The 16975-nt window shown below is 48.3% G+C and carries 14 protein-coding genes; 6 read left to right on the top strand and 8 right to left on the bottom strand.

Going from position 1 to position 16975, the window contains the following annotated elements; translation table 11 throughout:
• Positions 1-56 precede the first annotated feature (56 nt).
• From EQP46_RS09975 to EQP46_RS09990, 4 genes are read right to left on the bottom strand one after another with little or no spacing between them, the layout of a single operon-like run.
• Complete coding sequence (locus EQP46_RS09975) at positions 57-1457, bottom strand: ABC transporter ATP-binding protein (protein WP_129493502.1); 1401 nt, start codon at positions 1455-1457, stop codon at positions 57-59.
• Positions 1432-2241: an ABC transporter permease gene (locus tag EQP46_RS09980; RefSeq protein WP_129493503.1), complete on the bottom strand. Its 810-nt coding sequence runs from the start codon at positions 2239-2241 to the stop codon at positions 1432-1434. Before EQP46_RS09980 ends, EQP46_RS09975 begins: the two co-directional genes overlap by 26 nt.
• Entirely contained in the window at positions 2238-3173 is a 936-nt protein-coding gene (locus EQP46_RS09985; protein WP_129493504.1) for an ABC transporter permease, read from the bottom strand. The genes EQP46_RS09980 and EQP46_RS09985 overlap by 4 nt, the downstream gene beginning before the upstream one ends.
• Positions 3174-3175: 2 nt before the next feature.
• The gene (locus EQP46_RS09990; RefSeq protein WP_129493505.1) at positions 3176-4762 is read right to left on the bottom strand and encodes an ABC transporter substrate-binding protein; all 1587 of its coding nucleotides are present in this window, start codon (positions 4760-4762) and stop codon (positions 3176-3178) included.
• Between the two features lie 629 nt (positions 4763-5391).
• Here EQP46_RS09990 and EQP46_RS10000 point away from each other — a divergent pair.
• The 3 genes from EQP46_RS10000 (at position 5392) to creD (ending at position 9415) form a co-directional block, all read left to right on the top strand.
• A complete protein-coding gene (locus EQP46_RS10000; RefSeq protein WP_129493507.1) occupies positions 5392-6063 on the top strand; it encodes a hypothetical protein in 672 nt (223 codons plus the stop codon).
• An 80-nt stretch (positions 6064-6143) separates the two neighbouring features.
• A complete protein-coding gene (locus EQP46_RS10005; protein WP_161972857.1) occupies positions 6144-7724 on the top strand; it encodes a beta propeller repeat protein in 1581 nt (526 codons plus the stop codon).
• A 203-nt stretch (positions 7725-7927) separates the two neighbouring features.
• The gene (gene creD, locus EQP46_RS10010) at positions 7928-9415 is read left to right on the top strand and encodes a cell envelope integrity protein CreD (protein ID WP_129493509.1); all 1488 of its coding nucleotides are present in this window, start codon (positions 7928-7930) and stop codon (positions 9413-9415) included.
• A gap of 213 nt (positions 9416-9628) precedes the next feature.
• Here the strand turns inward: creD and EQP46_RS10015 are convergent, their stop codons facing one another.
• Complete coding sequence (locus EQP46_RS10015; RefSeq protein ID WP_129493510.1) at positions 9629-9817, bottom strand: hypothetical protein; 189 nt, start codon at positions 9815-9817, stop codon at positions 9629-9631.
• Between the two features lie 11 nt (positions 9818-9828).
• Here EQP46_RS10015 and EQP46_RS10020 point away from each other — a divergent pair, with 11 nt between their 5' ends.
• Genes EQP46_RS10020 through EQP46_RS10030 form a run of 3 tightly spaced genes read left to right on the top strand, consistent with a single transcriptional unit; the run spans position 9829 to position 15001 of the window.
• The gene (locus tag EQP46_RS10020) at positions 9829-10959 is read left to right on the top strand and encodes an efflux RND transporter periplasmic adaptor subunit (RefSeq protein WP_129493511.1); all 1131 of its coding nucleotides are present in this window, start codon (positions 9829-9831) and stop codon (positions 10957-10959) included.
• Complete coding sequence (locus EQP46_RS10025; RefSeq protein ID WP_129493512.1) at positions 10956-14042, top strand: efflux RND transporter permease subunit; 3087 nt, start codon at positions 10956-10958, stop codon at positions 14040-14042. Before EQP46_RS10020 ends, EQP46_RS10025 begins: the two co-directional genes overlap by 4 nt.
• A gap of 59 nt (positions 14043-14101) precedes the next feature.
• The gene (locus EQP46_RS10030) at positions 14102-15001 is read left to right on the top strand and encodes a helix-turn-helix domain-containing protein (RefSeq protein WP_017011689.1); all 900 of its coding nucleotides are present in this window, start codon (positions 14102-14104) and stop codon (positions 14999-15001) included.
• 20 nt (positions 15002-15021) lie between these two features.
• Here the strand turns inward: EQP46_RS10030 and EQP46_RS10035 are convergent, their stop codons facing one another.
• Genes EQP46_RS10035 through bufA2 form a run of 3 tightly spaced genes read right to left on the bottom strand, consistent with a single transcriptional unit; the run spans position 15022 to position 16918 of the window.
• Positions 15022-15792 (bottom strand): HvfC/BufC N-terminal domain-containing protein, encoded by a 771-nt coding sequence (locus EQP46_RS10035; protein WP_129493513.1) that lies wholly within the window; start codon positions 15790-15792, stop codon positions 15022-15024.
• Positions 15789-16616 (bottom strand): MNIO family bufferin maturase, encoded by an 828-nt coding sequence (gene bufB, locus EQP46_RS10040; protein WP_129493514.1) that lies wholly within the window; start codon positions 16614-16616, stop codon positions 15789-15791. Before bufB ends, EQP46_RS10035 begins: the two co-directional genes overlap by 4 nt.
• A 17-nt stretch (positions 16617-16633) precedes the next feature.
• A complete protein-coding gene (gene bufA2, locus EQP46_RS10045; RefSeq protein ID WP_129493515.1) occupies positions 16634-16918 on the bottom strand; it encodes a BufA2 family periplasmic bufferin-type metallophore in 285 nt (94 codons plus the stop codon).
• Between the last annotated feature and the right edge of the window lie 57 nt (positions 16919-16975).

The following is a 16975-nucleotide window of genomic DNA, read 5'->3' on the forward strand; positions in this document are numbered from 1 at the left end:
TCTTTGTTTTTTTGGGAAACAAGAGAAGGGCAACGTCAGGTTTTTTCTTTTGTCTGTTAAACCGCTTTTGTAGCACCCAAACTAATCACCGAGTCACAGCGCTTCTCGATAAGATTCTTATCATGGCTGACCAACAACACGGCGCAGCCTTGCTCTTTGGCTAGGGAAATTAAAATCTCTGTCACTTCCTTGGCAATGATCGGGTCGAGTCGAGAAGTGGGTTCATCAGCGAACAAGAACACAGGGTCGAGCAGTAGCGCACGAAGAATGGAAAAACGCTGTAGCTCGCCGCCAGAGACTGAGGTACTGCGTCTTTCAAGCAGCTCAGGGGCTAGTTTGAGTTTTTCCATTAAGGGCGCGACCTTCTGTTTATCAATGCTGTGAAGCGTGAGCAGATCGTCCAGCAGTGTCCCAAGCGTGACGCTAGATGTCACCGCGGATGGAGGGTCTTGAAACAGCTTGAGCCATTGATAAGGGGTGGCGTTTTCATTCGGCTTTTTGATGTTGCCTTCCAAAGGCGGAAGCAGCCCAAGCAGCGTGTCACCCAATGTGCTTTTACCGCAGCCGCTATCGCCAACCACACCCATGACTTCACCTGCGTGAAGCGTGAAAGAAATGTCTTTCGCTAATGCTTGGTTGTTCCGACCAATACTTAACATCTCTGCGGTTAAAACAGGTTTGGTGAGTGCTTGCGGGTATTCGCTTTTCTGCCAATGGCGAGGATCAGCGGCAATCAGGGCTTGGGTGTATGTATGTTGCGGCGCTTCGAGCACTTGTGCCGCTGTGCCTTGCTCAACCACAGTGCCTTCTTTCATCACAATGATGTCGCCCCCAATTTGGCGGGCAACGTCGATATCATGGGTAATTGTGAGCAAGCCGCCACCTTGGGCGCTTTTTATCAAAAGCTGAATGATGTCATCCCTGCGGCTAACATCGAGCCCTTTGGTGGGTTCATCCGCCAGAATCAAGGTTGCGCCGCCTGCTGTGGCGGCCGCCACGGCCAAACGTTGCGCCATGCCACCAGAAAGCTGGCCGGGTCGTTTCAACGCACTGGATTTTAGCCCCAACTCATCCAAATCGTGTATCGCGTTTTCAAACGCGGATTCAGGGTTTTGTTCATGTACACACTCGTAAACTTCGGCCACTTGTTGGTAGCTTTGCATCAGCGGATCTAACGCGCGCCAAGGCTCTTGGGGCAACATGATCATCTGTTTCCCCCAAAGCGTTTTTAATGCGGGAACATCATGGGATTTCCCCATGATTTCGACGCGACCGTATTGCTGTAATGTTGCGGGTAACAAGCCAATGATCGCTTGCGCTAACAGGCTTTTTCCAGAACCAGTTTGACCCAAAATGGTTAGCGGTTTGTCCTGAAATAACGATAACGAGAGTGGCTCAAGCAGCGACACATCCCCGGCGGTGATCGACAGATCAGTCAATTGAATTAATGGGGTCATCGCCTGTTCCTGCTAAAAGATGAAAACCTAACACCAGCAATGCGACCACAACCAAAGGTTGCGCCAACACCCACGGTGCTTCGATATAGAACGGGAAGAGTTCGACACTCATTAATCCAAGTTCTGCGAGCGGCGGCTGAATACCAACAGCGACAAAACCAAGTGATGCCATCATGAGGATGGCGTTTGCCCCCCCAAAAGCGGCCATGGTGAGTATCGAAGGCAAAATGGCTGGCCAGATATGGCGTTTAAATTGATACCACTTTCCAAACCCCATCATGGCGGAGAGTTGCCTTTCCGGGCTATTGATTTTGGTGCGAGTGATGACGCGGGTGACGCGGTAATACTCGACCCACTGAACCAGTGAAATCGCCAAATAAAGCACAAGGAATGAACCCGGCGCGATGGCGGCGAGCAATAGCACCATGACCAAACCGGGTAAAGCGAGCAGAATGTTCACCAATACGTCCAAGGCTTGTTCAACGCGACCTCCTGCCCATGCTGAGCACACACCAAGGGCAACGCCCAACACGGAGGAGGTGATGACGCAGAGCAAACTTAACGAGAAAGACAGCGCAATGGCACTGGCAAGGCGCGTTGCCATGTCTCGCCCGAAGTGATCAGTACCTAACCAATGCACACTATCAGGTGGAAGCAGTGTCATCGTGAGGTTTTGTTGTTCAATGGTGTAAGGCGATAGCCAGCTAACGCAAAGTGCAAAACCAAACAGCACGAACAAAATGGATAGCCCGATACGTTGTCGAGGCGTGAGATTTTTCATCATTGTGCTTCTCTCCCTCTCGGATCGATCCAATAACAGGCGAGGTCGATAATGCTGTTTAGCACCACAAACAAAATGCCCATTGCCAGCGCACAGCCTTGAATTACGGGAATGTCTCGCGCAAAAATGGCGTGTGCTAAACCGTGCCCAACGCCCGGCCATGAAAACAGGGATTCGATCATCACAATGCCTTCAATCACGCTCACCAGTTGAATGCCGATAAAGGCAATCACGGGCACGGCCATGTTTCTTACGCCATGGCGGAGAAAGGTTTGTACTTCCGATAATCCTTTAACACGGGAGAATTGATAGAAAGGCGAATTCAACACGTTGAGTGTGCTGGCATGCACAACGCGGTTAGACACTGCCGCCAAGCTAATACCCAGTGTGAGGGCGGGCAGTACGAGGTGCTGCCAGGTACCAAAGCCTGCGACAGGAAGCAATTGCCATTCCATCGCAAAGATCAGGATCAGCACCAACCCCAGTACAAACACAGGCAGTGCTTTGGTGCAGGTGGACAGCCAAACAAGCGCACTGTTAATGGCGCCGCCTTTTTTGGCTGACCAAATTCCTAAGGGCACGGCAATCAGTGAAGACAGCAAAATCCCAAACACTGCGAGCAGTAGCGAATGGCCGAGCAGGTGGGCAACGGCTTCGCTCACCGGTAATCCGCTCACGAGTGAATTGCCAAGGTTAAATTGCATCAGATCCATCAACCAGCTTACATAACTGCTCACCCAGCCTTGGTCGAGGTTCAATTCTTCGCGCACCAAGTTAGCAGCGGCGGTATCCACGTTGTCTTGCCCGTATCGGCTTGCCGCAATGCGGTAAGCCATATCACCGGGTAAGCTTCTCATCATGATGAACGTGAGGGTACCAACCCCCCACGCCACGAGAACCAATTGGAATAACCGCTTTTTAATCAGCGAAAGCATGCTTACTTAAAGTCCATTTGGCTGATGAAGTAATTGCGCTCAAACGGATCAAACGCGAAGCCTTGAACACGGCTGTTTACCGCGGTGTGCTGGCTATAACTGGAAATAGGCAGCACGGGGTAATCTTCGTGGATTGCTTTCGCGACGTGTTGGCTCAGTACCGTGCTTCTTGCTGTGTCGCGGGTTTGCATGAGCTCTGCGATGGCAGCATCTACCTCGGCGTTTTCCCAGTTCATGGTGCCCCAATCGCCCCCACCGTTAGAAAAATCGGTACTGATGATAGGAAGAGGGTCTGCAATGAAGCCAAAGTTACGTGCAATCAGCGCCATCTCGAGCGAGCCGTCTGCGTGCCCTGCGGGGATCATGCTTGAGTTGGTAATATCGACAATCAAATCCACGCCAAGCTCCGCCCACTGTGCTTGAATCGCTGTTGCGACGGTGGCGAGCTCAGGGCGATCGGCATAGGTGATTAATCGAATTTGGAAAGGTTTGCCATCACGGGTGAGTTTTCCATTCTCGTCGGCTTCCCAGCCCATTTCTGTGAATAGTGCTTTGGCTTCAGCTTGGTCAAACTCATCATTCGGCAAATCTGCTATATACCATTGAGACATCGAACTCGGCATGATTTGTGCGGTTTCAGACCCTTCTGCGCTCAACACGTTTTTCGCAATCGCCGCACGGTTTATTGCCATGCTCAGGGCTTTACGTGCACGCACATCATCAAGGAAAGGATGCCCGTTGTTGAGTTTTACAAACAAGGTGCGGGGGATAAGGTTGCTGTGAACGTCAACGTCTGTGGTTTCAGCCAATTGCGGGATCATGGCAGGGGCGAGGGTAAACACAATGTCAGCCTCACCGGATTTGGCTTGAAGAATACGGCTTTCAGGACGGTGCCCTGTCAGGTAGGTTGCGAACGTGATGTTGGCGTTGTCGCCCCAATAGTCGCCAAACTTCTTCACGGTTAGCTTGTGTGGCGGTTCGAAGCTTTCCATCTGGTAAGGGCCCGTGCCATAGAGCGTCGCAACCTCTCCGGCCTCGTTGTAAGAAGCAGGCGCAATGATGGCCGTCGAATAGTTAGTAAGAAGGGCGGGAAAGGCAACGTAAGGTTCGCTCAAATGAAATTGGATTTGGTTGTCACCCAGCGCTTTGATGCTTTCAATCGAGGCTTTTTTCAGCGTACCGTGCTTTTTCAAGGCGTTGTTAAGACTGTCCACAACGGTGTTTACGTCCATCGCTGTCCCGTCATGAAACACCACGCCATCTTTCAGCGTAAGTATCCAATCCAAGCCATCCACGCTTACGCGCCACTCCGTTGCTAAGCCAGACGTGATTTCGCCTTTCTCATTCACATTCAACAAGGTTTCGATAACTTGCATGCGGGTGAGAATGTAGCCTTGTTTGGAGGGATCGAGGCTTGAGATTTCCCAAGGTCCACTGATGGATAAGGTGTTTGATTTTTCAGGAGTGACGGTTGAAGGTGTCTGCATGGAGAACCACGCAGCAATGGCAGCAATAATGATCGCGCCATAAACGAACAATCGAACAGTTTTTTTCTTTTTTGCCACATCGGCGTATGAGATATCAGTCATGAGTGTGCCTAACGTATTCCTTTAACGTTATAAAAAATGGGGAGTAATGATTGTGTCAGAACGTTATGAAAATGGCGGGGAGCGCATTCTTGGGGTGCAACTCTCGCTGAGAAACGCGGTTCCATGTTCGGGCGTGTCGAGCACTTCAAGAACGATAGTCGGGGGGATCGAAGTAGACGCGTAGATCACCGCATGATGAATGGAATCAAAAACCGTGCAGTGGTGTGTTGCGTGAAAATCTTCAGATGTATCGGCTTCGTGGTACAAAGAAACAGCATTTAACCCCAGAACTAAAATAAGGAGTAAAAATGCACAGCGCGCAGATGCTGTAACACAATGAAAAACGGGCACAACACCAACTTCACGTGAACACGAATTGTTATAATATAACAATTCGTGTTTCAACTTTAAACGATAATTGTTATCAACTTCGTTTTGTCTAATATCTTATACGCATTCAAAGAAATGAGGCGATTAAGACGCAATTCCCACCCTACCCAAACCGCGATTATTTCCGTGTGGTCTTAGGATTGAGTAACCCCTGTAAACTAAATTGGGTTAGCGTTAACAATGCGCGTATCGCTTGCTGAGAAAGCGAGTTTGTTCAATGGATTGATAAGGATATCCAGATGTTTGGTGACACGCTTTCTGCTGCGTTTTGGTTTACGTTTCGGCACAAAATGGCGCTTTTACGCATTACCATTATCCCCATTTTGATTTCAATTTTACTGCAATTGGTCGCGATTGAATTGCAAAGCGAATCGTTCAGTTATTCAGTGATATTCATTGAGGCAATTCTGAGCTCAATCATCGCGATAAACGTTCACCGTGTTGTGCTGGAAGGAGAAGAGTCGGTACCGACGTGGGGGCGTTTCAAGATTGGTAAGATAGAGCTATGGTTTTTGGCCCACTATCTCAGTCTTTGGTTCGCGGTGTATGCGGTCTTCTTGTTAGCCCCCTTTATTGGTGCGCTTGTTGGTGTGCTTGCGATTATCGGGGGGATTCTTGCATGCCGCCTCTGCCTCGTGTTTCCAGCCATTGCTCTCGGCAAAGCCGTGTCATTCCCATATGCATGGAATCTGACAGCGCAGCGAACTTTCTACATGCTCTGCGTCGTCGCAATAGCACCGCTGATTTTTAGCTTCTTCTTAATCCCTCTGGGACTTCTCGGTGTTCCTGATGCGATCTTTACCTTTTTTAGTCATGTCATCACGATAATTGCGGTTGTCACGTTGTCATTCGCTTATCAGAAGTTAAAGGAAGGGCCTAAGCCTGTGGACAAAGGTGCTGACCCATCATAGTCATTTAAGGAGAATGATGAAAACCCCGCCTTGTGTGGAGTTTTGTTGGATTGGCTGTATTTAAATAAAAGGACTTTATGTTGGCTAGTTTAAAATTATTGCTTGTTAGTTTTTCGATATTGTTTTTTCTAAGTGGATGTAAGCTTATACCAGAGCCAGATCCAAGTGTGGAAATAAAAAGTCAAGGTGTACTTGTCGCTTCGTTTAATTCACCTTTGTCTGTAGGCATAGAAATAGAAAGAGATGATGGTAAATCATACTTCCTTACAACGGGTCATGATGTAAGGAAGAGTAAAAACATTTGGCGGTGGGTTGAGCCTGGAAGCTATAGAATAGCAGCATTACTTGTTCAAACAGTACTTACTCTAGATAGCGTTGAGCTTAGAAAGGATGCATTTCTACCATTTGAAGTTAAGACGGGGGGAATTACTGATCTTAATACCTTGGTCCCTTTAAGCTTAGGGGGGGAAACGTATTCACTTCTTTCTTTACCTCGAGAGCAAGATTTTACGCCAAAAGTCATTTCAGATAACGTAGACTTATTTAAAAATGCGCCGAAAGTATCTTGGACATCATCGAATAAACCTGTCGTCGTTGGAAAGATTGAGTATGGTTCGACAGGGCAAGGCTTGATTGCAGATCTCATCGTTGATTACGAGAAGGAATCGCAACGAACGAGAGCTTCAGGTGTTTTTCGTGAAGGAAAAGATCACTATGATACGCTTAAAAAATACCAGCACTATCTCCCTGTAACTGGCGCTATCGCTTCAGGAAAAGACGGTAAAGATTATATTGGAACCTATTTTGGTAAGATTAAAGTTTGGGGTGATAGAAAAAGTAACCCGTCGATTATTGATACCGGTTCAATACATGCTGTTGTTGCGTTAGATATCTCAGAGAATAACCATATTTATGCCGCATTAGACTCCGGTGTTGTTATTGTGTCCCCTGATGGTGGTGATTCATGGAATGAGATGTTTAGATTGAATTCTGATGAGATGATCTTTGACATAAAAGAAATTAATTCGAAAATTTATATTGGTGCATGGAAGCCTGCGGCGGGTGAGGCTTTTGATAAATATAGGGCTAATGCCAGTGTAAAACCTAATGTTTCTTTATTTGAATATGACAATCAGAAAATTAACACGTTAGTATCTGTGGAAACTGACGCTATCTATGCTGCGAGTTTTAATCCTACGCTTATCAATAATAACAACGAAATTTATATTGCTTTCCCAGGTGATAACTTTGTGAAAGTGGACATAAATAGTAGAGTTTCAACGCAGAGTAAACTGTTAGATGATCTGCATGGTATGGCATTACACAAAGACGGAAGTATGACGATGTGGCTGCCTGCTGGAATATTTTCTGATAGCTACAAAAGCACAGATCTAGGCACCACCTGGCAAGAAGTTGACATTCCAGCAAACCCTCTTTATTTAGGGTATAACGCTTATGGGGATTTAATTCTCTGGAACCAGAGAGATTACCAAAAAATCAATCTCAATAAGTTCTTTAATGGTGAATGGCAGCTTGTAACCCAATCGCCTCAGGGCTGTGTAAGATTGCTCATGAATGACGATGGATTAAGAGCTTACTGTGCGACAAGCACTGGTCTTGTTCGTGAGTTCTACAAAGGAGGCTGGGGGCGAGCTTTCTAATTTAAAAGTTAAAGGATGAGGAGGGATGACCTCCTCATCGTTACTTTCAGTGTTGAACCTGTTCGCGGGTGTTCAAAGCCTTAACAATACTACCCGCCATATTCTCGCCACAATTGATCACCACATTGCCAGCCTGTGACTTCATCGGTTTGGTTTAATGTTCTCTCGACGATCACTTAATCCTCTCCATGCAAGGAAGACCCATGACAGAATTAATCTTCGGGCTGTTTGCCCTCTTGCTTATCGCTGTGTTTGGTTTTGGTGCCTTTATTCTCGTGAAAACAGGACTGAACCGAATGAACATAAATCTCGATATCCCTGAAATGCAGGCCCGCAGTTCATTGCTATTAAAAGGCGTGCTGGCGCTGACCCTTTGTTTGCTCGCGATTGTGCCGCTCTCAATGGTGCATGACATGGCCAATGAGCGAGAGTATTTGTACAAAGACGTGGTCAATGAAATTGGTCAGTCTTGGGGGAGCGAGCAAACCTTGGCGGGGCCAGTGCTGGTGCTGCCTTATACCTATGTAGTGATACAGGAAGTGGCGACGGGTGAGGGGGAAGTGAAAGAAGTCAGCGAGCGCAGAACACGCCGGTATGGCGAGGTGGTGTTCTTGCCGAAAACACTCGATTTAAAAGCGGGGCTGGCGCATGACTTCCGACACCGTGGCATTTATCAATCGCTGGTCTATCAAAGCAAGATCGAGGGCAAAGCGCAGTTTGATTTCGAGCTTCCCAATATCGCCAACCTTGAAACCTTCCATTTTGATTCCGCACGTTTGGTGTTTGGGTTGTCGGCTAATAAGGCGATCGACGGTGTAGATATGTTTGAAGTGATTGGGGAAGGAGCAACCTCTAATGCCAGCTTAATGTCTGGCACAGGATTGAGCACGACGGCGCTAGAAAGAGGCTTTCACCGTCCGGTTTCATTAGCTGAAACGCCGAAGCCGTTTACCCTTGATTTCAAACTTCGCCTCCGTGGCTCGCAGGGAATTGGCTTTTTACCCTTGGGTGAAAACTCAACAATCCAACTGCATACCGATTGGCCGCACCCGAGCTTCAGTGGCGCACTTCCTTCAGCGAGACACATCAATGAAGGCGGCTTTTCAGCGGAGTGGGATATCAGTCATTTGAGCCGCAATTACCCGCAGGTATTTGTTGATGATTCGAGCGTCAACCTTGAAGAAGCCAATGCCTATACACAGCTCTTTGAGCCAAACACACACTACGGAAAAATTGAACGCTCGCTGAAATACGGTCTGCTGTTTGTTGCCCTGACGTTTATCGTATTGATGATGTTCGAACTCGGCATGAAGAAGGGCAAAGCGCAAAGTTTGTCGGCACTTCAATACGCCATGGTAGGTGCGGCGATGACGCTGTTTTATTTGGTGTTGTTAGCGCTTTCAGAACATTTGAGCTTCACCATGGCATTCATGATGGCGGCGAGCATTCCACTGCTAAGCATTCCCGCGTATGTCGGCAGTGCCACGAGAAGTGTGGGTAGAGGCGTGGTCATGCTGTCTATGCTTGTCGGTTTGTATGCGCTGTTATATTCCATCCTGCGACTTGAAGACTATGCCTTGTTGATGGGCAGTGGTTTGTTGGTGGCGGTGTTGCTGACCTTGATGTTTATGACGCGAAAGGGGAAGCGGGAAGAGCAGGACCTCGGCCCTAGGAAGAACGAGAGAGGGTAAAGCAAAAAGCGGGATTGAGATTGTGAGAGGCGAGAAAAAGCAGAAAGAGATCGTGATTAATTAGGGACAGTGTGGTGGTTTTTCTTGCCCTGATTCAGGGACTGCCCCCACACTGATTCGCAATCTCGCAATCTCGCAATCTCGCAATCTCGCAATCTCGCAATCTCGCAATCTCGCAATCTCGCAATCTCGCAATCTCGCAATCTCGCAATCTCACGCAATCAAAACACCAGTGGCTGGAATATTTAAAACAGCAAGTTGGGACACTTTTTTTCTAACATAATTGGCAATACTGGCGCGACATTCATTGGTCGGGTTCATTATGTCACTGAGTAAAACCATCATCTTATCCTTACGCCATATCCGCCTCTTCTCGCCGGTTGCCTTGCTGTCGATATTCAAGGAGGTACCTCATGAAGCGTAAAAAGATTCTTGCGGTTGGTGCTGGGTGTCTCGCGATTTTTTTTGCCTTGGTGATTGTTGACGAACTCGAGCCAGACGTGCAAAAGGTGAAAGAAAAGCCGCCAGTGTTAGCCCCCGTGTCTGTACTAGACGTTACCCCAAGTGCACATGCATCGAGTTTAACCTTGTTGGCGACAACCTCGGCGCGCTGGCCTGTGCAGTTGAAAGCTTCCAGCAGCGCCAGATTGGCGTGGCTAAATCCAAACATTGAGCCGGGCATATTGGTGCAGAAAGGCACGGAGTTAGCACGTTTAAATACCAGTCTGTTGGTATCCAATATGGCGCAGGCAAACAGTGACCTCAAACAAGCGGAATTAAACCTTAAAAAAGCAGAGCATGAACAGACGGTAGCATTGCGTATGCTATCGCTCACAAAAAGCTCGCCATTTGCACGAAAGGAGCCTCAAGTTGCTGCTGCAAAAGCAGAATTAAACAGAGCCAAGCAAGCCTATGAGAGCGCGGATGTTTTGCTAAGAGACGCGAATATTGTTGCACCGTTTGATGCTGTGATCATGCGTCGCAACATCAGTCCGGGAGAATGGTTGGTTGCTGGGCAAGTCGCATTTGAATTGGCGGCGAGTGCGTCAATAGATATTGAATTGCCTGTGTCAGAAATGGATTGGCAGAAGGTGCAATCTGCATTGATTGTGCCTGAGATTCGCATTGTTGATCGCAGCGCAAATGAATGGCCGGCAGATGTACGCTATGTGTCTCCACAAGCTGATAAAGCAACGCGTCAAAGAAAGGTGGTGTTATCGGTCAGCTATCCTTACCAGCACGAGCCTCGCCTTCTTCCCAATCAGCAGGTCAGTGTGGTCGTCAATTTGGGGGAGCAACAACAGGTTTCTGCCTTGCCGTTGAGTGCGATGACACGCGATGGTTATGTTTGGACGATAGACAAGCAAGATCGCCTGCAAAAAGAGTGGGTCACGCCCGTCGGGCAAGTTCAAGATAAGGTGTTTGTTCGCTTTGATACTGAGCGGGATAATCCGCGCCGTGTAGTGGCGTATCCGTTGATGTCCATGTTGCCCGGTAAGCATGTTTCTCCTCAGCGCTTGAACGTGCAGGAGGTGGCGCAATGAATTGGCTCACCAAGTGGTTCATTCATAATCCTGTTGGCGCGAACCTGTTGATGATTGCCATTATTGTGAGTGGTGTGATGGCTGCTGGGCAATTACGGGTTGAATCCTTTCCTCAGATTGCGCCTTCGTCAGTCATGATCACTGTGGCGTATCCCGGAGGCACAGCCAAGCAGATTGATGAAAGCGTTACACAGCGAATTGAAGAAGCCATTAGCGGCGTGGCGGGCATCAAACACATCACCAGTCAATCAAGTGCAGGGCAGTCGAGCGTGGTGGTGCGAAAAACCAGCAGTGCTGATCTTAATCAATTGCTGGATGACATTCGCAACCGGGTGAATACCATTAGTGCGTTTCCCACACAGGCAGAAAAACCGCAAGTTGTCCGAAATGAATTTACTAATCTTGCTGCATTTGTTGTGGTGTCTGCTCCGCGCAGTGACCACGAATTACAGCCCATTGCGAGGCAAGTCGAACAGGCACTTAAGAAGCATGCTCAGATCTCAAATGTTACGAACTGGGGCAGTCGCTTCCCAGAATTGGTTATAGAACCAGACCCTGCAGAGCTTAAAAAACTGGGGCTCAGTTTAGATGATTTGGCGACGCTTATTGAACAGCGGTCGCTGGAGTCCCGCACGGGTGAATTAGTCAGTGATAAAGGCCGTATGATCATTCGCGGCGATGGTTACGCAGATGATATTCAAAAGCTACATCGATTAGCGATTGTCGCTGGACCCGCGGGTACGGTGTATCTGGGTGAGATTGCCACGTTACGCCGAGGTTATGAGCAAAGCGGTGCAATTGTAAGAAACAATGGACAGAACGCCATTGCTTTGTTGATCAGCACCAGCCAGACCGACAATTTACTGAGCGTCAGCAAGGCCATAGAAGAAACCTTGGCGGCACAACGTCACATTCTGCCATCGGACATTGCGTTAGACACAATGGCGGATATGGCCCCCTATATTGAGGATCAGCTTTTCAGGTTGGGCGACAATGCGTGGCAGGGGTTGGCAATCATCATCTTATTGCTTGGTCTCTTTCTTGAACTGAAGCTCGCGTTTTGGGTGGCTGTGGGAATCCCCGTTGCTTTGGCTGGCACGCTAGGGGCCATGCAATTGGCAAACTATAGCCTTAATGATATTACCTTGTTTGGTTTCATCTTAGTGCTGGGGATATTGGTCGATGATGCTGTGGTGGTTGGTGAATCCATTTATGATGAACGCGCAAAAGGGCTAAATGGTCAAGAGGCCGCGTGGCAAGGGGTGCATTCGGTATCTGTTGCGACCGTGTTTGGTGTATTGACGACCATCGCGGCATTCTCGCCCATGCTTTGGATCGATAACGATTTAGCCAAAGTGCTGGCAGGTTTTTCTGCGGTCGTCATTTTTGCGCTGATCTTCTCCCTGATTGAAAGCAAGCTATTTTTACCCTCACATTTGGCGCACCTGTCCCCGCAAAAACCATCAAAAAGTGCAATCGGGCGCGTTCAAAAAGCCGCCCAGCAAGGGTTAAAAACAGTCAACATGCATGTCTACAAACCCCTGTTAAAAGTGGCGTTAGAATACAAGTTAGCGTCGCTATTAGGGTTTGTTGCAGCCGTGGTGCTGGCCTATGGGATGTGGTCAACAGGATCGATAAGAAGCGCTATTTTCCCCGATATTCCAGGTCGTTATGTCACGGCAAAAATCTCGCTGGAAGACGGCGCGCCATTGCCACTGCAACAACAGGCATTGTTTCAAACGGAATCCGCTATTGAGGCCGTTGCACAGGCATTGAAAGATGACTATCCACTGGTTGTGTCACCGTTGGTGAACGTGCTGGCTTGGTCGGATGGTCATGGCAGTATAGAAATCACCGTAGAGTTAACCCATGAAGCATTAAGTGTATTGCCTGGGAACGTGGTGATTGATCAGTGGCGGGCGCAAACGGGCGCCATTGAAGGTGCGTATTCCGTGCAATTCAGTGCTGCGGATTCACCAATCGGTGGCACGTATGTGTCTATTTCATCCAGAGATCGAGAGTTAGCGAAACGCGTAGCGGGCCAACTGGCTCAAACACTTGAAACGTTGCCAGGTGTCACCGACATTTATGACGATGGGAAGTCCGGACAGCCTCAGGTACGCATAGTGCTAAATGCGTTTGGTCAGCAATTAGGGGTGACGCAAGCGACATTGGCACGGTTGGCCGGAGAAGCCTTTGGAGAACGTGAGATCCATCGCTTATTGGAGCAAGGTATAGAGACTAAGTTGCTGCTCAAATACCCGCGAGAGGAACGTAAAACGCTAGCGCAATTAGCACAAGCTTTGGTCAAATTGCCGAATGGTGAGAGCGTTCCCTTAGGCGACATTGCGACATTCCAACACGAGCAAGAAACGCAGATCATTCATCGTCGAAATCGCGAACAGGTGGTGAATCTGTATTGGAAACAAAATCGCGATATCCAAGCGCCAGAACAGACACTTATTCAGCTAGAAAAGACGATCGAAACATTGCACCTCCAATATCCTGATGTGGAGATCAAAGCGGGGGGAGAATTTGAAGAAATCGATGATGTATCTGATGGGTTTACATCAGCGATGGTGCTGACACTTTTGTTGATTTACATCTTGCTTGCGGTGCCGCTCCAGTCCTATTGGCAGCCATTTATTATCATGGCGATAATCCCTTTTGGGTTTGCTGGGGCGATATTCGGGCACTACGTGATGGATTTGCCGATCAGCTTGTTGTCGATGTTTGGCATGATGGCAATGACAGGAATCGTTATCAACGATTCCTTGGTGCTCATTACGCGGTTCAACGAAGAGTATCGACATGGCATGCCATTAAAAGACGCTTTGATCACTGCGGGAACAAGCCGCTTTCGGGCGATATTTCTGACCACGATCACCACGGTGTGTGGATTGATTCCGCTGCTTAGCGAAACGGCTGAGCAGGCACAGTATTTAAAACCAGCCGCTGTTTCTTTGGTGTTTGGTGAGTTGTTTGCAACTGTCGTTACCTTGATTTTGATTCCTGTGTTGCTGGGGATGACAACACGCAAGTTACCGAAAGTGGCCGATGAGTTGTCTTTGAGCGCTGTGTAATTGATTTTAGGGAGTATTGGGGCGATAGTAACCTTATTGTCCCATGCTTTCTGGCACCAATGACTGAACCCCCATCCCCTTTTTACCTCGTTCCTGAAGTTGCCTTGCTCGAACAACTTCCTGAGCATTTGCGTAAACGCTTCATACATGCACTGACTTTGATGCACAAACATCTTGATGATCAGCTTTCATGGGAACAAATTGCCACGAAAAGTGCTATTTCTCCTTATCATTTTCATCGTCAATTTACGGATCTGTTCCATGAAACGCCCGGGCATTACTTAGGCCGACTGCGATTACAGCGGGCAGTGAATCTGTTGATGAAAAATGCACCTTGGACCATCACTGAAATCGCACAACATTGCGGCTTTTCTTCCTCTCAAGCATTGGGGAAAGCGCTTAAACGTGAATTGGGTGTGACTGCAAAACAGATCCGGAAAATGGGGATTACATCCACCGCGAATGAAACGGTGGCGTTGATGAACAAGTTGGCGCACCCGGGCGAAGGAAACACGCTGGAGCAAGAATTAGCGCAAGCGATGCCGACCGAGTTGGTTTGGTACCCGCAAAGAGGGATGAAAAAGATAGCCCTTGATGACCGCAACTGGGACAAGGTATTCAATGCCTATGGTGAGAAAGCTGTTCGGCTCATGGGCATTACGCCGATCAAAGACATAGAGAAATCATGGGAAGAAATTGAAACTGTGATTGGCGATTGGCAGGTGGACAATGAGGAATACGATAACGTTATCCAAGAAGGGTATTTTTTGTGTTGTGATGTCTATGTGGCGTCGGATATCGGTTATATCGCTGCCATTGAATCTTTATTTCAGCGTACAGAACAAGAGCAACTGTCTGTTGATGTAACAGGCGTTTTGGTAGAAATGATCCGAGACATTGATCTGTCTGATACTGGCGGTGTCACCTTTTCACTGCAAATACCCATCAAAGTGAAATAAGCTTTTCTCATTCGTCACCGTTATGATTTTACCGCCAGCACTTCATCGCCAATCCATTGTTGGAGTAGCTGGCCGAATATCATCGACACGTCTTCTTCTGGGAAGCTCTCCACCAGTTTCGCGCCAATATCATTCAGCGTGTAGCCCTCGCGCACATAGCCAATCGCGGCGGATTCCAACGGTGAAATGCTGCGAAAATGCGGCGAATCGCCTTTGCGCCAAATCAGTATATCGATGGCGTGAGGCAACGGCGCAACCTCGGGCGGTGTTTCATCCTGATCGATGGCATGCCAGATTTCCAGCGTGTTGAATTGCAGGGTATTGATGGTCAGGGTCGCGACAGGGTGTAGCGCGAAATTTTCTGGGTCACTGCAGGCAAGTCGCTGCAGATTGTCCATGGTCATCACTGTGCTGTTGCCGCCGTCGAAGGCGCGTCGCAATGTCCAATCCAGTGTCGCCAACTCAGCCACTTCCAAATCATTGGGAAGCTGTTCAGCCAAAAATGTCGTGAACGTTTGACCGTACAAGCCGATGTTGTTGAAAGTGGAATGGTGCGTCTGCACATAGTCAGCGGCTAACTGGCGAAACCAATTGTCGCCAAGGTAGGTCGCGGTATGTTCAAACGTATCCCAAAGCACATCCATTAACCGCACACGATACGCGTTGTGATAAATAGCAATGCGGTGTTCCGGTGTAATACCGTGTGTCGATTTGGTCACCCAATCCGCGCCTGCGCTTTCTTTCGCCAATACAGTGCGTTGAAAGTCGTCTTGTATCGCTAATAGATTCATAGGGCAACCTTTGGATGCAGGATAGTTTGTGCAATGGCTCGCGCGGTATCGAGCTCTTCCAGAAGCTCGGTGAGCAGCGGAATATTGTCGTCGCGTTCAATCATGGTAGGGGTTTCCCCAAATCGAGCGAGGGCTTGTTCATAGAGTGTCCAAACACTGTCGCACACGGGGTGATCGTGTGTGTCGATCAAGTGGTCGCCGTTATTTTGGTGACCCGCTAAATGGAATTGTTGAACACTGCCAATGGGAATCCCGTTGAGAAATTCTTTTGACGAGAAGCCGTGGTTAAAAGCACTAACGTAGATATTGTTGATATCCAACAGCAGCTTTGCGCCGGTGGCTTTATGAATGGCCGCGAGAAATTCCCATTCCGTCATTTCTGACGAGGTAAATTCAACGTAGCTAGAAACGTTTTCTAACACCAAAGGACGTTGAAGTGCATCTTGCGCTTGGTGAACGTTGCGGATCACCACGTCGAGCGCTTCTTGTGTAAAGGGCAGGGGCATTAAATCATGGAGCTTTCGCCCATGCACGCCTGTCCAGCAAAGGTGATCAGACACCCACATGGGTTCTATGCGTTGCTCAAGTTTTTTGAGGCGTTTTAGGTAGTCAGCATCAAGGCCATTGATTGAGCCTATCGACATGGACACACCATGCATTGCCATGGGGTAGTCGGCACGTATGCGGTCAAGCATGGTCAATGGCTTGCCGCCATCGACCATGTAATTATCGGAAATGACTTCGAGCCAATCTACCGGCTGCGGCGCAGTCAAAAAATCGTTGTAATGTTGAGTGCGTAATCCTAAGCCAAAGCCTGAAGTCATTTCCATTCTCCTAACAATTAACCGATATCAGAGATAGTGCCGCCTTGGTTCAGGCACTCTTTCGCTTCCATTGCTTTAAAGCCGTGACCTGCACAAACGTTCTGACCTTTACACGCATTTTCAGCAGTTTTACAGTCTGAGTTGCCTTTACAAGAGTGAATGCCGTAACAGTGAACTTTGTCACCAGCGCCAATCGCTGAGCCTGAGCTGCCTGCTGGAAGTTCAGCGGCTGATACGCTTGCGCTCATTGCTAGAGCCAGTGCTACAGATGCGAATGTGCTAGTTTTTGCGATATTGTTCATGGTCTATCTCCAATATTTATTAAGAATGAGTAGCCATTGATGTGCTCAAAAAGTGAA

This window comes from Enterovibrio baiacu (assembly GCF_004120195.1).
Classification (GTDB): domain Bacteria; phylum Pseudomonadota; class Gammaproteobacteria; order Enterobacterales; family Vibrionaceae; genus Enterovibrio; species Enterovibrio baiacui.

What these genes read in the sequence shown, in the direction of transcription:
- EQP46_RS09975 (WP_129493502.1), bottom strand. Translation starts at nt 1,457, where the DNA reads ATGACCCCATTAATTCAATTGACTGATCTGTCGATCACCGCCGGGGAT.
- EQP46_RS09980 (WP_129493503.1), bottom strand. Translation starts at nt 2,241, where the DNA reads ATGATGAAAAATCTCACGCCTCGACAACGTATCGGGCTATCCATTTTG.
- EQP46_RS09985 (WP_129493504.1), bottom strand. Translation starts at nt 3,173, where the DNA reads ATGCTTTCGCTGATTAAAAAGCGGTTATTCCAATTGGTTCTCGTGGCG.
- EQP46_RS09990 (WP_129493505.1), bottom strand. Translation starts at nt 4,762, where the DNA reads ATGACTGATATCTCATACGCCGATGTGGCAAAAAAGAAAAAAACTGTT.
- EQP46_RS10000 (WP_129493507.1), top strand. Translation starts at nt 5,392, where the DNA reads ATGTTTGGTGACACGCTTTCTGCTGCGTTTTGGTTTACGTTTCGGCAC.
- creD (WP_129493509.1), top strand. Translation starts at nt 7,928, where the DNA reads ATGACAGAATTAATCTTCGGGCTGTTTGCCCTCTTGCTTATCGCTGTG.
- EQP46_RS10020 (WP_129493511.1), top strand. Translation starts at nt 9,829, where the DNA reads ATGAAGCGTAAAAAGATTCTTGCGGTTGGTGCTGGGTGTCTCGCGATT.
- EQP46_RS10025 (WP_129493512.1), top strand. Translation starts at nt 10,956, where the DNA reads ATGAATTGGCTCACCAAGTGGTTCATTCATAATCCTGTTGGCGCGAAC.
- EQP46_RS10030 (WP_017011689.1), top strand. Translation starts at nt 14,102, where the DNA reads ATGACTGAACCCCCATCCCCTTTTTACCTCGTTCCTGAAGTTGCCTTG.
- EQP46_RS10035 (WP_129493513.1), bottom strand. Translation starts at nt 15,792, where the DNA reads ATGAATCTATTAGCGATACAAGACGACTTTCAACGCACTGTATTGGCG.
- bufB (WP_129493514.1), bottom strand. Translation starts at nt 16,616, where the DNA reads ATGACTTCAGGCTTTGGCTTAGGATTACGCACTCAACATTACAACGAT.
- bufA2 (WP_129493515.1), bottom strand. Translation starts at nt 16,918, where the DNA reads ATGAACAATATCGCAAAAACTAGCACATTCGCATCTGTAGCACTGGCT.